The sequence below is a fragment of the Martinezella sp. CNPSo 3890 genome (genome assembly GCF_057784455.1).
The window spans coordinates 22,517-37,092 of the sequence record NZ_JBXSOR010000031.1; the positions used below are offsets into that span (position 1 = coordinate 22,517).

12 protein-coding genes are annotated in these 14,576 nt (G+C 60.7%); 11 read left to right on the forward strand and 1 reads right to left on the reverse strand.

The window, feature by feature from the left end; translation table 11 throughout:
- Positions 1 to 42: 42 nt before the first annotated feature.
- The 11 genes from AC13RC_RS33445 to AC13RC_RS33495 all read left to right on the forward strand — a co-directional run bounded on the left by AC13RC_RS33445 (position 43) and on the right by AC13RC_RS33495 (position 13,993).
- On the forward strand, positions 43 to 1,278 hold the full coding sequence (locus tag AC13RC_RS33445; protein WP_145323380.1) for a hypothetical protein: 1,236 nt from the start codon (positions 43 to 45) through the stop codon (positions 1,276 to 1,278).
- A gap of 154 nt (positions 1,279 to 1,432) precedes the next feature.
- Complete coding sequence (gene purU, locus AC13RC_RS33450) at positions 1,433 to 2,317, forward strand: formyltetrahydrofolate deformylase (protein ID WP_152095280.1); 885 nt, start codon at positions 1,433 to 1,435, stop codon at positions 2,315 to 2,317.
- A 99-nt stretch (positions 2,318 to 2,416) separates the two neighbouring features.
- Complete coding sequence (locus AC13RC_RS33455) at positions 2,417 to 2,968, forward strand: hypothetical protein (protein ID WP_488559720.1); 552 nt, start codon at positions 2,417 to 2,419, stop codon at positions 2,966 to 2,968.
- A gap of 134 nt (positions 2,969 to 3,102) precedes the next feature.
- On the forward strand, positions 3,103 to 6,030 hold the full coding sequence (locus AC13RC_RS33460) for an aminotransferase (RefSeq protein WP_488559721.1): 2,928 nt from the start codon (positions 3,103 to 3,105) through the stop codon (positions 6,028 to 6,030).
- A gap of 510 nt (positions 6,031 to 6,540) precedes the next feature.
- Positions 6,541 to 6,735 carry a hypothetical protein gene (locus AC13RC_RS33465; RefSeq protein WP_015338438.1) on the forward strand — a complete coding sequence of 65 codons (195 nt, stop codon included), beginning with the start codon at positions 6,541 to 6,543 and terminating at the stop codon, positions 6,733 to 6,735.
- Positions 6,736 to 6,998: 263 nt separating this feature from the next.
- A complete protein-coding gene (locus AC13RC_RS33470; RefSeq protein ID WP_488559722.1) occupies positions 6,999 to 7,997 on the forward strand; it encodes a P1 family peptidase in 999 nt (332 codons plus the stop codon).
- Positions 7,998 to 8,012: 15 nt separating this feature from the next.
- Positions 8,013 to 8,930 (forward strand): LysR family transcriptional regulator, encoded by a 918-nt coding sequence (locus AC13RC_RS33475; protein ID WP_488559723.1) that lies wholly within the window; start codon positions 8,013 to 8,015, stop codon positions 8,928 to 8,930.
- Between the two features lie 156 nt (positions 8,931 to 9,086).
- Positions 9,087 to 10,616 carry an ABC transporter substrate-binding protein gene (locus AC13RC_RS33480; protein ID WP_488559724.1) on the forward strand — a complete coding sequence of 510 codons (1,530 nt, stop codon included), beginning with the start codon at positions 9,087 to 9,089 and terminating at the stop codon, positions 10,614 to 10,616.
- Between the two features lie 145 nt (positions 10,617 to 10,761).
- Entirely contained in the window at positions 10,762 to 11,715 is a 954-nt protein-coding gene (locus tag AC13RC_RS33485) for an ABC transporter permease (protein WP_488559725.1), read from the forward strand.
- Positions 11,712 to 12,578, forward strand: a complete 867-nt coding sequence (locus AC13RC_RS33490) for an ABC transporter permease (RefSeq protein ID WP_488559726.1) — start codon at positions 11,712 to 11,714, stop codon at positions 12,576 to 12,578. The genes AC13RC_RS33485 and AC13RC_RS33490 overlap by 4 nt, the downstream gene beginning before the upstream one ends.
- A 23-nt stretch (positions 12,579 to 12,601) precedes the next feature.
- Positions 12,602 to 13,993, forward strand: a complete 1,392-nt coding sequence (locus AC13RC_RS33495) for an amidase (protein WP_488559727.1) — start codon at positions 12,602 to 12,604, stop codon at positions 13,991 to 13,993.
- 21 nt (positions 13,994 to 14,014) lie between these two features.
- On the opposite strand, the gene AC13RC_RS33500 is transcribed toward AC13RC_RS33495, so the two are convergent.
- On the reverse strand, positions 14,015 to 14,494 hold the full coding sequence (locus tag AC13RC_RS33500; RefSeq protein WP_488559728.1) for an Lrp/AsnC family transcriptional regulator: 480 nt from the start codon (positions 14,492 to 14,494) through the stop codon (positions 14,015 to 14,017).
- Between the last annotated feature and the right edge of the window lie 82 nt (positions 14,495 to 14,576).

Consider the following 14,576-nt stretch of genomic DNA (forward strand, 5'->3'; position numbering starts at 1 on the left):
TGCTGCCGCCGCCAGTGAAGACGTCACCACTCCGGATATCTGATGCAACGTTCAGGCGAAAAGCAGCCGATCAATTTCGTTATTCTCACGATTTCGCTGCTGGCGGTCTGCTATAACTGCATCCTTGCCTTCATCAATCACAATATCACACCGCTGACGCCGAGCTCCGTCGTGCTGTCCGAAGTGCTGTTGCAGGTCGCCGCCTTCACCTACCTGCTGACGAAAGGCATATATGAGGAGGACATAGCACCGCTCCTTTATCTGCTGCTGACCATCGTGCTGACGGTTTTCGTCATCGCCATCAACAAGCAGGCCTATATCGATCATCTCCGCAACGTGATGATCATCTTCGCTTTTTCGATCATGGGGCGGCTTGCCAACGAGCGCACCGTCAAGCTTGCCTTCAAGATTTCATGCTTCATCGTGCTTGCCGTGCTTGTCCTGGAAATCGTGTCGGTCAAGGAATATGTCGCGCTGTTCCATCCGGCCGAATATTTCCAGAATACGCGTGGGGTGCCGCCGGCGACCTATAGCGATATCGGCCTGTTTCGCGGCGCGCTTGGATTCGAGGGCCGGTTCTCTTTCGGCCTGATCGACCACCGATCGTCCTCCATCTTCCTGGAGCAGGTCTCGCTTGCCAATTTCTGCGGCGTGATGGTGCTGTATCTGATCAGCTTCTCCAATCGTCTCGGTTTGCTGGACCGGCTGCTGTTTTTCTCGACGGTCGTGCTGATCCTGCTGACGAACGACACACGCACGATGCTGATCTTCAGCCTCATCTGCGTTGCAGGCTATTTCATCTATCCATGGCTCCCGAAGACGCTCGACCTGCTGACGATGCCCGGCATCATCGTTGTCGGCTTCGTCATTCACGCGCTCGAGCCGAGCGTGACGGGCGATAATTTCGTCGGGCGCATCAATGGCACGGTCAAAGCCTTCCTCGGCATGGACCTGCAGAGCACGATCGGGCTGCAGCTCGATCAGGTCGGCATCTTTTTCGACAGCGGATATGTCTACATCATCTATGGCGCCACCATCTTCGGCCTGATTCTGTTCTGGCTCTACGCCTCGCTCTATCCGGGCGGCGAAACGGTCAATCAGCGACGCCTTGGCCATGCGCTTTCCCTCTTCCTGTTCCTCAATCTGATGATCGGCTCCACAGCCATCTTCTCCATGAAGACGGCCGGACTGGTCTGGCTTCTTGTGGGATTCCTGAAATTCAACGAGGGAAGTCTGGCGAAACCACCGCAAGAGCTTTCGCTGGCAACCAGCAGCTGAGGCGGGGATACGCCGTTCGAAGACGCAACGGGAACGGCTTTTTGCCCGCCATCCTGCCTAAATATCCGTCGAAACATGGCTGGGGGGAGGTATTTCCCAGACCTCCGATTTCATCTAAGCAGGCGGACATCCTCGGGATAGAAGAGATAAAGACATGACGAGCTATGTATTGACAGTGACGTGCCAATCGACGCGTGGGATCGTTGCGGCGATCTCGAACTATCTGGCCGGGCAGGGCTGCAACATCGTCGATTCCAGCCAGTTCGACGATCTCGATACCGGCAAGTTCTTCATGCGCGTCTCCTTCATCTCCGAGGAAGGCGTGGGCCAGGCAGCGCTCGTCGAGGGCTTCAAGCCGATCGCCGAAAAGTTCGCCATGGATGCGGAGATCCATGACGAGAAGAAGCGCATGAAGGTGCTGCTCATGGTCTCGCGCTTCGGCCATTGCCTGAACGACCTGCTCTACCGCTGGAAGATCGGCGCATTGCCGATCGACATCGTCGGCGTCGTCTCCAACCATTTCGATTACCAGAAAGTGGTCGTCAATCACGACATCCCCTTCCACCACATCAAGGTGACGAAGGACAACAAGCCGCAGGCCGAAGCCCAGCTGCTCGATATCGTCGAGCAGACCGGCACGGAGCTTGTGGTGCTGGCCCGCTACATGCAGGTTCTGTCGGATGCGCTGTGCCGGAAGATGTCGGGCCGCATCATCAACATCCACCATTCCTTCCTGCCGTCCTTCAAGGGGGCGAACCCCTACAAGCAGGCCTATGAGCGTGGGGTGAAGCTGATCGGGGCGACGGCGCATTATGTGACGGCCGATCTCGACGAAGGTCCGATCATCGAGCAGGACACGGCGCGCATCACGCATGCGCAGTCGGCCGAGGATTATGTCTCGATCGGCCGCGATGTGGAAAGCCAGGTACTGGCGCGCGCCATCCATGCGCATATCCACTATCGCACTTTCCTCAACGGCAACCGCACCGTCGTCTTCCCGGCAAGCCCGGGATCCTATGCCTCCGAGCGCATGGGGTGAGGCGCAAGCGCGGGATTTCGGCTGGCTTCTTTCCCTTTTCGCTCCGACACGCGATTTGATACCACCGGTATCGAATCGCCCGGAGATCGAGGAGAGGACATGTCATTCTACCGCAACGGCGCGCTACTGCTGGCGGCGCTCCTGCTGTCTGCGCCGGCATCCCATGCCCAAACGGCAGAACAGGACCCTTCCAAGATCGATCTTGCCAAGCTGATCGAATGCACGACCTATGACGTGCCGAGCTACAACAATTTTGCTCTATGGCTGACCGGGCCGGAACGCGCCACGGCCATGAAACAGTTCGGCATCAGCGAGCTGCCGTCTGATAATCCGTTGTTGCGCGAATTCCAGCTTTCGATGCCTATGACCGTTTTCGGGCGGCAGACAAACAGGATCGCCTTCACCTCCACCGGGCCGGTTGCCGTGCTTGACGAGGCGGATCCGCATCCGCTCGCCAAGCAGCTTGGCGTCACAGCTTCCGTCGACCAGCCGAACAAGTTTCTCGGCGAGAAGGTCGTCCTGTCGCGCAAGGACCAGCAGGAAAATTCGGAAACCGTACTGGAAACGCGCATCTCGCTGAATGTCTCCACTGTCGACACCCATCCGGGCAAGACGCTAGCCGGTTGCAGCTATTCCATCGAGGTCGAATAGGCTGTTATGCCTAGCCGGCTGCATTCTTCGGCCTATCTTCCTCCTCGCTGCTCGACTACCCTATCTGTTTTGGGTAATTTTCTTTAGGATGGAATGGTTTAGTGTCGATGCGAATGAACCATCCGGGGGATGCCATGGCCGACGCCACGCTCGTGAACCGTATGCAACTGCCGAGACCGGACGTTACACCGGAGGAGGCGGCCGAGATCCTGCAGACGCATTACGGTCTGAGCGGAACACTGACCGAGCTCGGCAGCCAGCAGGACCGCAACTATCGCATCGATGCCGGCGAGAACGCCTATGTGCTGAAGATCTGCCGGGCCGAATACGAGCTGGTCGAGCTCGAGGCGCAGAATGCCGCGATCCGCCATCTGCACGCCAAGCCGGATGCGCCGCGCGTGCCCGAGGTCATCCCCTCACTGAATGGCCGCGATATCCTCGCCATCACTCTCCGCGAGCAGGATTACCTCGTCCGGCTGCTCCGCTTTCTCCCCGGCCAGACACTGACGCGGCGCAACTACCTGCCGCAGACCTCCGTGGCCGGGCTCGGCGCGCTTTCGGCTAGGCTTGCACGCGATCTTGCCGATTTCGATCATCCCGGCCTGCACCGCAGCCTTCAATGGGACCTGCGACGGGCAGGACCCGTTGCCGTGCAGCTGCTGTCGGCCATAACCGATCACGAGGCGCGCGACCGCATCGCCAAGGCAATGGTCGCCGCCGTCAAGCGCATCCAGCCGCTCGCGAGCCAATTGCGTGTTCAGCCGGTGCATCATGATGTCACCGACGACAATGTCGTCAGCCATCCCGATGCGCGCGGACAGCTCGTGCCCGATGGCGTCATCGACTTCGGCGATATCATCCAGGGCTGGCTGGTCGGCGATCTTGCTGTCACCTGTGCGTCGCTGCTACATCATGCAGGCGGCAACCCCTTCCACATCCTTCCGGCAATCAGTGCCTATCATGCGATCTATCCGCTGGAGGAAGTCGAAGCCAAAGCCCTGTGGCCGCTGATCGTCGCGCGGGCCGTCATCCTCACCGCCAGCACCGAACAGCAGCTCGCTATCGACCCCGACAACGACTATGTGCGCGGCAATCTCGATTTCGAGCGCGAAATCTTCGATGTCGCAACCGAGGCGCAGCCGGATGTGATGGAAGCGGCGATCCTGCGGACGATCGGTTTTGATGTCGCCCCAGTCGTGACTGACGGCTGGTCGCCGCTGCTGCCCGACATCGACTCCTCGCAGATTGCCGCCATCGATCTTTCCGCCAATGGGCCTGACTTCACGGACGGCAACTGGCAGGAGCCTGATATGGACTGGCGGCTGCTTGCCCAGACGGCAATCGCTTCCGGGGCTGCGGCGACCCGCTACGGCGAATTCCGCCTCTCCCTTGCTGCGCCGCTTAACATGAGGCAGCCACAGAATTTCGCGCTGCATTGCGATATCTGCCTGCCGGCTGGCGCGACAGTTGCGGCTCCCTTCCCTGGCCTTCTGCAACGGCAGGGCCAGCATTTCGTGCTGGTCGGTGAAGAAATCAGCCTGCATCTCGACGGTATCGAAAGTGCTCTCGAGGACGGAGCGGCTATCGAGCAAGGCGCGACAATAGGAACGATCGGCAGCGAGGGCTCGGCAATCGGAGGATTGCGCATTCAGCTTTGCCGCGTGCCCGGCCTTGTGCCGCCGCTTTTTGCGACGGCGGATCAGGCAGAGGGGTGGTCGGCCGTCTCCCCCTCGCCCGCCGCTCTTTTGAACCCGGCCTGTGAGGCGCCGCGGTCGGACGCTTCCGCGCTGCTGTCACTGCGCAATGCCCGTTTCGCCAAGCCGCAGAAGCACTATTACGAATTCCCGCCACAGATCGAGCGCGGCTGGCGCGAATTCCTGTTCGACACGCAAGGGCGCTGCTACCTCGATATGGTCAACAACGTCACGACGCTCGGCCACGCCCATCCGCGCCTGACGGCAGCGATCGCCCAGCAATGGTCTCGCCTCAATACCAACTCCCGCTTCCATTATGCCGCCGTTGCCGAATTCTCCGAGCGGCTGGCGACGCTGGCACCTGAGGGACTGGACAGCGTCTTCCTCGTCAATAGCGGCTCGGAAGCCAACGATCTGGCAATCCGCCTAGCCTGGGCGCACACGGCCAAGAGAAACATGCTCTGCCTGCTGGAGGCCTATCACGGCTGGACGGTTGCGAGTGACGCCGTCTCCACCTCGATTGCCGACAATCCGCAGGCGCGGACGACACGGCCGGATTGGGTGCACCCCGTCCTCTCGCCGAATACCTATCGCGGGCCGTTCCGCGGCCCGGATTCTGCTCCGCATTATCTCGGCGACGTCATGGCGAAACTGCGGGCGATCGACGAAAAGGGCGACGGCCTTGCCGGCTTCATCGCCGAACCGGTCTATGGCAATGCCGGCGGCATCGCGCTGCCGCATGGCTATCTCGCAGGCGTTTATGACGCAGTGCGCCAACGCGGCGGCCTTTGCATCGCCGATGAAGTGCAGGTGGGCTACGGCCGTCTCGGCGAGCATTTCTGGGGCTTCGAAACGCAGGGCGTTACGCCCGACATCATCACCATCGCCAAGGGCATGGGGAACGGCCATCCGCTCGGCGCCGTCATCACCCGCCGCGAGATCGCCGAATCGCTGGAAAAGGAAGGCTATTTCTTCTCCTCCGCCGGCGGCAGCCCGGTGAGCTGCGTCGCCGGTCTCACCGTTCTCGATATCCTCAAGGATGAAAATCTGCAGGAAAATGCCCGCGTCATCGGTGACAGGCTAAAGGCGGGGCTGATCGCTCTCATGGATCGATTCCCGTTGATTGGCGCCGTGCATGGCACTGGGCTTTATCTTGGCGTGGAATTCGTGCGCGACCGCGAAAACCTGACGCCGGCGACCGAAGAAACGGCTGCGATCTGCGAACACCTGCTCGATCTCGGGGTCATCATGCAGCCGACCGGCGATCACTTGAATGTGTTGAAGATCAAGCCGCCGCTATGCCTCGCAGCCGAGAGCACCGATTTCTTCGTGAAGGCCCTGGAAAAGGTGCTTGAGGATAGATTTTGACGTTCTCGTCACGCCATTAACCATTGAGGTGTTTTAGCGGCGCGTGAATTTTAATGCTGCCGGGGCATTGTCGAATCTCGCGCCAGTTCCTATCTGTTGCTCGGTGATCGGCGAGCCGTACCGACACGGGTAGCAATCCGAAGGTTTTAAGACAACCTTCCCTGCAACCCGCAGGACTCGGAATTTTATTTTCCCGATCGTCGACATTTTGACATCTTTCGGAATATGTTTCTGAGGATGCAATCGCTATTATCTACTAATGTAGTAGATAATAGTACATCGATCGCGGTGCCCCCTAACGGGGCCCCTAACAAGTACAACGCCAATTGAGGAAGTGACATGCTGAATAGAAAAGTCATTGCTTCGTTCCTTGGGCGGCCCGTGCTTGGCAATGACCGTTCGGGCGCGCTCTCCCGCCCGTGCTGTCGAATGTGACGTTCGTCCTCCTTCCCGGAATAAGACAGTCAATTCGCCATATCTGCGCCGTGCGTGCGCAGAGGGAGTCTATTTATGAAGAAGCAAGTCATCGAATACGCCGGCGTTCCCGTCGGCATCGTCGTTCCCGATCAGGATCGGCTCAAGTTCATCGCTGTAAAATATCATGTCCATGATCTGGACGAACAGCATTTCAGAAATGCGGACGAAGTGAAGCTTGCGATCCGCGACCTTCTTTCCCGCCAGCAGGCAAAACCGATCCATGTTTGATGGGTCGGATCACCTGCGCTTTTACTCATTCCCGTCCCCAGCCCCTCACCCTTTGATAGAATCAGGGTGGGGGCTTTTTTATTTGAGGCCATCGTGTCGCTTCCTGCGAAGGAAGCTTGCGCCGGCTCCCCCGTGAAACGCCGAAGCTCCAAAGCCTCCGGTCCCGGACCGCTCGGGTTGAACAAACCCATCTTGTCTTTTCCCCGTCTTTACGATCCTATCGCCATGGCGACCTCGCGTTGTAAACGGCGAAGGATTTTTCATTGGCTGACCTCCTCAATCTCCTGACCGATGTCGAAGGCGTCGCTGTCGGTCACTCCACCGACCTTACGCTCGGCTCCGGCGTCACCGCCATCGTCTTCGATGAGCCGGCTATCGCCTCCTGCACCATTCTCGGCGGCGCGCCGGGTGGGCGGGATACCGCATTGCTGGATCCTGCAATGACGGTCGGTGCTGTGGATGGTCTCGTGCTCTCAGGCGGCTCGGCCTTCGGCCTCGATGCGGCCGGCGGCGTGCAGGCAGGCTTGAGGGAGATGGGCCGCGGCTTGAAGGTTGGCGATGCGCTGGTGCCAATCGTGCCGCAGGCGATCCTGTTTGATCTCATCAATGGCGGCAACAAGGATTGGGGGCTGCACTCGCCCTATCGCGACATGGGATATGCCGCCTTCAAGGCTGCAAATAAAGGGCCGTTTGCGCTTGGAAGCGTCGGCGCCGGCACCGGTGCCACGACGGCAACGGTCAAGGGCGGCCTCGGTTCGGCAAGCGCCGTCAGCAGCAGGGGATACAGAATCGCCGCCATCGTCGCCGTCAATGCGCTTGGGTCCGCCACCATCGGCGACGGCCCGCATTTCTGGGCGGCTCCCTTCGAGCAGAATGACGAATTTGGCGGTCTCGGCATGCCGCAGGTGGTCGATTCACGCCTGCGGCTGAAGGGCACCAACATCACCGCCACGACCATCGGCGTCGTCGTCACCGACGCTCAGCTGACTAAGGCTGAGGCGCATCGCCTCTCCATCTGCGCTCACGACGGCTTTGCGCGTGCGCTTTTACCGACGCATCTGCCGCTCGACGGCGATACCGTATTTGCCGCTTCCACCGGCAGGCATGCGCGCGATGATATGCCTGGTTTCATGGAGCTCTGCCACCTCGCCACCATTGTCATGGCGCGCGCCATCGCCCGCGGCGTCTACGAAGCGACGGCGCTGGCGGTCGAAGGCGGGCAAGTGGCGTGGCGGGATCGCTTCGCCAAGCCCGCCATCTAACGGGAGCTCCCGCGCATGCAGATCCGCGCGCTGATCTATTTCGACGAGCTGGTGCGCACCAATTCGATGCGCCAGGCGGCTGAAAACCTGAACGTGGCGCCGACGGCCATCAGCCGCCAGATCGAGAATCTCGAATATCATTTCGGCACGCAACTGGTCGAACGCAGTGCCCGTGGTATCAAATTGACGGCTGCCGGCGAATTGCTGGCGGAACGCGCCGGCCGGACGCTGCGCGAGCTCGACCATGTTCACCAGTTGATCGAAGACCTGAAAGGCCTGCAGCGCGGGACCGTCAGTATCTTTGCCAATGGCGCGTCCGTCGCCAATATCCTTGCTCCGGCGCTGGCCGAATTCAGTCTGCGCTATCCCGGCCTACGCTTCGAAGTGACCATTACCAGCGCCCGCGGCGCCATCGAAGCCGTCAACAATGCCGAGGCCGATATTGCGGTGACGCTGTTTGCCCCGCCGCTTTCCGGCACAAAGGTGCGCCTGCGCTCCGAGCTCGTCTATGACGTGATCGCCTCTTCCTCCCATCCGCTTGCTGCCGCCAGCGAGATCACACTTGCGGAACTCTCGGCCCACGCGCTTGCCGTCCCCGATCGCTCCTTCGGCGCAAGACAGGCCTTCGACGCACTGTTTGAGCAGGAGGGGCTGAGGCTCGATCCAGTCTTTGAGACCGGCTCACTGGAAATGCAGAAGGAGCTGGTGCTGCGCGGCGCGGCGATTACCATGCTGCCGGCACTCACCGTTCAAAGGGAGATCGAGGCGGCGCAGCTCGTCGCACGGCCCGTTGCGGGCGGCATGGGGGTGCGGACGCCGGTCGATCTCTGCGTCGCGCCCGATCGCCAGCTCTCCTTCGCCGCCAGCAAGCTGCTCGATTTCATCGAGCGCTTCATGCGCCACCAACTTTCCACCAGGAGGAGGCATGATTGAACGAAACGCTGTAATCACGAAAAGAGTGTAGCGGTTTCGGCTACACCGAGCACACATTTTCGGAATTGTGTGTGCGCCGATGAGATGACACTATCCTGAAAAAGACCGCAGGCCGGAAGGGAAGCCGGACATGCGGGCAAAAGCAAGGGAACCGACATGACCAAGTTTTCACGCCCGAGCCTGGGCGACGTCGCGCGCCGGCTTGCCTATGGCGCCGCAGTTTCTGCCGGCCTGCTGATGATGGGCCTGACACAGGCTGAAGCCGCGAAGACGACACTCAATCTCGGCATGAGCGTCGAGCCAACAGGTCTAGATCCGACGATCGCCGCGCCCGTCGCGATCGGCCAGGTCACCTGGCAAAACATTTTCGAAGGCCTGGTTGCGATCGACCAGAACGGCAAGATCGTACCGCAGCTCGCCAAGAGCTGGGAGATTTCGCCTGACGGCCTCACCTATACATTCAAGCTGCAGACCGGCGTGAAATTCCATGACGGCGAAGCCTTCGATTCGGCTGCCGCCAAGTTCACGCTCGATCGCGCTCGCGGCGCCGATTCCGTCAATCCGCAGAAGCGCTTCTTTTCGACCATCGCCTCGATCGATACGCCGGATGCGGAAACGCTTGTACTGCATCTGTCCTCGCCAACCGGCAGCCTTCTCTATTGGCTAGGCTGGCCGAGCTCCGTGATGGTAGGGCCGAAATCCTCGGCCAATGACAAGACGACGCCCATCGGCACCGGCCCGTTCAAATTCTCCTCCTGGGCGAAGGGCGATCATGTCGACCTCGTCAAGAACCCGGATTACTGGAACAAGTCGGTCGACGTGAAGCTCGAGAAGGTAACCTTCCGCTTCATTTCCGATCCGCAGGCGGAGGCGGCGGCGCTGAAGGCCGGCGATCTCGATGCCTTTCCGGAATTCGCCGCGCCGGAGCTCATGAGTTCCTTCGAGGGCGACGCCAGGCTGACGACCAAGGTCGGCAATACCGAACTCAAGGTCGTGGCCGGCATGAACAACACCCGCAAGCCCTTCGACGACAAGCGCGTGCGCCAGGCTCTGATGATGGCGCTCGACCGGAAGACGATCATCGAAGGCGCGTGGTCCGGTTTAGGCACCGCGATCGGCAGTCACTACACGCCGAACGATCCCGGCTACAAGGATTTGACCGGCACGCTGCCCTACGACACCGCCAAGGCCAAGGCGCTGCTTGCAGAGGCCGGCTATCCGAACGGTTTCACCTTTACTATCAAGACGCCGCAGATGGCTTATGCGCCGCGTAGCGCCCAGGTGATGCAGGCGATGTTTGCCGATATCGGCGTGACGATGAACATCGAGCCGACGGAATTCCCGGCGAAATGGGTGCAGGACGTCTTCACCGGCCGCAACTACGACATGACCATCGTCGCCCATGCCGAGCCGCTGGATATCGATATCTATTCGCGCGACCCCTATTACTTCAACTACAAGAATTCCGCCTTCAACGAGCTGATGAAGAAGATCCAGCTCACGTCCGATGTATCCGAGCAGAACAAGCTCTATGGCGAGGCGCAGAGCATTCTTGCCGAGGACGTGCCGGCGCTCTTTCTTTTCGTCATGCCGAAGCTCGGCGTCTGGGACAAGAAGCTGAAGGGGCTTTGGGAGAACGAACCGATCCCTTCCAACGTGCTGACCAACGTCTCCTGGGAAGACTGACCGCTCCAACAGTTTGATTGGGCATGATCTTGGTATTTCTTTCGCGCACGACGACCAACTCCTTCTCCCCAGCGGGGAGAAGGAGGAGTCAAAGGCCGCACCAACTCCGTATTCTTAGCCGAATTAGCCTGGCCATGGACTTGCTATGATCGTACTGCTCACCCGCCGGATTTTCGGACTTGTGCTGACGCTGATTGCCGTCTCGCTGCTGGTCTTTGCCGTCATGGCACTGCTGCCGGGCGACCCGGCCGCCATCACGCTCGGCACATCGGCGGCGCCGGAAACGCTCGCCGCGCTCCGGCATGAGATGGGTCTCGATCAGCCGCTGATTGTCCGCTACGGCCAATGGCTCGCCGGCGCGCTGGCGGGGGATCTCGGCACGTCCTATACCTATGGCGTTCCGGTCGCAGGCCTGATTGCCGAGCGGCTTGCCGTTACTCTGCCGCTTGCGCTGCTTGCCATCCTGTTGTCGGTTCTTGTCGCCGTACCGCTCGGCGTTGCGGCAGCGGCAAGACGCGGCGGCGTCTTCGATGTCATCGCCACGCTGTTTTCGCAGATGGGCATCGCCGTGCCGGGCTTCTGGGTCGGCCTGTTGCTGGTTCTTCTGTTCGCCACCTCGCTCGGCTGGATGCCGGCCGGCGGTTTTCCCGGTTGGGAAAGCGGATTCTGGCCCTCCCTGAAATCTTTGGTGTTACCCGCGATCGCACTTGCGCTGCCGCAGGCGGCAGTGCTGACCCGCGTGACGCGCTCGGCCGTGCTCGACACGCTGCATGAGGATTTTGCCCGCACGGCGATCGCCAAGGGCCTGTCACGCAGCCGCGTGCTGTGGGGACATGTGGTGCCGAACGCCCTGGTACCGGTGCTGACCATTCTCGGGCTGCAATTCACCTTTCTCGTCGCCGGCGCCGTGTTGATCGAAAATGTCTTCACCCTGCCCGGCCTTGGCCGCCTCGCCTATCAGGCACTCAGCCAGCGCGACGTCATCGTTCTGCAGGATGTCGTGCTGTTCTTTGCCGGCCTCGTCATCGTCGTGAATTTTCTGGTCGATCTCTCCTATCTCGTCATCGATCCGCGATTGCGAGCGGGAGGTGCGCGATGACTGCTGTCGAGGCCAAAATCGCCGCGACGTCTTCCCGCCGTCGTTTTCGGGCGCTGCGGCGGATGAATCTGATCGTCGGCGCCCTCATTATCCTCGCTCTTATCGGCGTCGCCATCGTCTCCTTGTTCTGGACACCGGTGCCGCCGGCGAAGATGCAGATCCTCCACAAGCTGCAGCCACCCTTCGGCTTCGGACTTCTCGGCACCGATCAGATCGGCCGTGATGTCCTGTCGATGCTGATGGCGGGCTGCTGGAATTCGCTGTCAATCTCCGTATCGGCGGTTGCGATCGGCGGGACGCTCGGAACGATCATCGGCGTTTCCGCCGCCGCCCAACGCGGCCTGTTCGAGGCGCTGGTCATGCGCGCCTGCGACGTGATCTTCGCCCTGCCACCGATCCTTTCGGCCATGATCCTTGGTGCATTTCTTGGGACCGGGCGCTCCACGGCAATCATCGCCATTGCGGTTTTCATGGTGCCGGTCTTCGCCCGCGTCGCGCTCGGCTCTGCCTTGCAGGCGTGGAGCCGCGACTATGTGCTGGCGGCGCGCGCCATCGGCAATACGCAGCTTTCCATCACGCTGCGCCATGTCCTGCCCAACATCATGGGCAGTATCATCGTCCAGGCGACCATCCAGCTCGGCCTTGCGATCCTGACTGAGGCTGGGCTCGCTTTCCTGGGTTTGAGCGTACCGCCGCCCGCGCCGACCTGGGGTCGGATGCTGGCCGATGCGCAGACCTATTTCCACGTTGCGCCGTGGCTCGCCCTGCTGCCGGGGCTTGCCATTGCGCTCTCCGTGCTCGGCTTCAACCTGCTCGGCGACGGGCTGCGTGATCTCCTCGACCCCCGCGAGGCGACCCGCTGATTGCGACATAAAGAGTATAGACCATGACCGAACCTACCGATCTTTCCATCCGAGACCTCCGACGCCAATTTGCCGAAAAGAGCCTGTCTCCCAGCGAATACTGGCTGGCGCTCGAGGCGCATATCGAGGCATGGGAGCCGACAATATCAGCTCTCTATGCCTATGATCCCGAAGATGCCCGCAAGCAGGCCGCGGCCTCCACGGAGCGCTGGGCGAAGGGCGCGCCACTTGGGACCTTGGACGGCATTCCGGTGACGCTGAAAGAACTGATCGCCACCAAGGGCCAGCCGGTGCCGCTCGGCACGGCGGCCGTCGAGCTTGTCCCCGCTGCCGAGGACGCACCGATCGCCGCCCGCATGCGCGAGGATGGCGCGGTGATTTTCGCCAAAACCACCTGCCCCGATTACGGCATGCTCTCATCAGGCCTTTCGAGCTTTCACAAGCTCAGCCGCAATCCCTGGGACCCCAGCCAGAATCCGGGCGGCTCCAGCGCCGGTGCGTCCGCCGCTGCCGCTGCCGGTTATGGGCCGCTGCATATCGGTACGGATATCGGCGGCTCGATACGCCTGCCGGCAGGATGGACCGGCATTTTTGGCTTCAAGCCGAGCAATGGCCGCATCCCGATCGATCCCTATTATCTCGGCCGGTGCGCCGGACCGATGACACGCACTGTCGAGGATGCGGCCTTTTCCATGGCGACGCTCTCCCGGCCCGACTGGCGCGACAGCACCAGCCTGCCGCCGAACGGGATCGACTGGATGGATCTCGATATCGACATCCGTGGCATGAAGATCGGCCTGATGCTGGATGCTGGCTGCGGCCTGCCCGTCGAGGACGAGATACGCGATGCGGTCACCGCTGCCGCCAAGCGCTTCGAGGAAGCGGGCGCCATCATCGTCGAGGTCGCGCCAGTGCTGACGAGGCAGATGCTGGATGGGCTCGACGCCTTCTGGCGCGCGCGCTTCTGGGGCGATATGACGGCATTGAGCGAGGAACGCCGCAACAGCATCCTGCCCTATATCTATAGCTGGGCGAAGGGCGGCGCCGATATCAGCGGCGTCGATGCCGTTCGCGGCTTCAACCAGACCTACGAGATGCGCAAGAGCTGCGCCAAGCTCTTCGCAGAGGTGGATGCCGTGCTTTCGCCGACCAATCCGATCGTCTCCTATCCCGCCGAATGGGCCTCCCCTACCAACGATCCGGCGCGACCTTTCGAGCACATCACCTTTACGGTTCCGTGGAACATGTCGGAGCAGCCGGCTGCATCGATCAATTGCGGCTTCTCCCGCTCCGGCATGCCGATCGGCATTCAGATCATCGGCCCGCGCTTCGACGACATGCGGGTGCTTCGCCTCTCGAAAGCTTTCGAGGACTGGAGCGGCGGCGTGACGAATTGGCCGAAGCGGCCGGCGTGAACAGAACTTTCAGACAGCCAGCTAGTCTAGCGACAACGGCACAGAAAGACCGACCTTGACCCGATCCATGGTGACTAGCGACTTGAATTTCGTGACATTCGGATTGTCGTAGAACAGACGCCGGGCAACGTCCTCATAGGCAGACATGCTTGGGACGACAATGATGAGCACGAAATCGGCCTCGCCGGTGACACCATAGCATTGCTGGACTTCCGGCGCTTCAAGGAAGCTGCGCTTGATCGCATTGATGAGGTCATAGCGTTCGTTTGCGATATGAACCTCGACGACGATGGTAATCGGCAGGCCTATTGCCGCCGGATCGACGACCGCGATATTGGCCTGGATGACGCCGCTTTCCTGCATGCGCTTGATGCGTCTCTGCACGGCTGGCGCCGACAGGTTGATCCGTTCACCGATCTCCCGTTGCGGAACCGTACTGTCTCTTTGAAGAATCTCGAGAATTGCCAAGTCGAACTCATCGAGATCGGCGGGTTTGCGCATTTCAATACATCCTTACCGCAATGAGGAAACAAAATTGCATGAAAGCCGTCAAAATGGAGCCAAATCCTCTTTCCTTATGTAC

Coding starts and splice junctions, on each gene's coding strand:
- AC13RC_RS33445 (WP_145323380.1), top strand. CDS start 43: ATGCAACGTTCAGGCGAAAAGCAGCCGATCAATTTCGTTATTCTCACG.
- purU (WP_152095280.1), top strand. CDS start 1,433: ATGACGAGCTATGTATTGACAGTGACGTGCCAATCGACGCGTGGGATC.
- AC13RC_RS33455 (WP_488559720.1), top strand. CDS start 2,417: ATGTCATTCTACCGCAACGGCGCGCTACTGCTGGCGGCGCTCCTGCTG.
- AC13RC_RS33460 (WP_488559721.1), top strand. CDS start 3,103: ATGGCCGACGCCACGCTCGTGAACCGTATGCAACTGCCGAGACCGGAC.
- AC13RC_RS33465 (WP_015338438.1), top strand. CDS start 6,541: ATGAAGAAGCAAGTCATCGAATACGCCGGCGTTCCCGTCGGCATCGTC.
- AC13RC_RS33475 (WP_488559723.1), top strand. CDS start 8,013: ATGCAGATCCGCGCGCTGATCTATTTCGACGAGCTGGTGCGCACCAAT.
- AC13RC_RS33480 (WP_488559724.1), top strand. CDS start 9,087: ATGACCAAGTTTTCACGCCCGAGCCTGGGCGACGTCGCGCGCCGGCTT.
- AC13RC_RS33485 (WP_488559725.1), top strand. CDS start 10,762: ATGATCGTACTGCTCACCCGCCGGATTTTCGGACTTGTGCTGACGCTG.
- AC13RC_RS33490 (WP_488559726.1), top strand. CDS start 11,712: ATGACTGCTGTCGAGGCCAAAATCGCCGCGACGTCTTCCCGCCGTCGT.
- AC13RC_RS33495 (WP_488559727.1), top strand. CDS start 12,602: ATGACCGAACCTACCGATCTTTCCATCCGAGACCTCCGACGCCAATTT.
- AC13RC_RS33500 (WP_488559728.1), bottom strand. CDS start 14,494: ATGCGCAAACCCGCCGATCTCGATGAGTTCGACTTGGCAATTCTCGAG.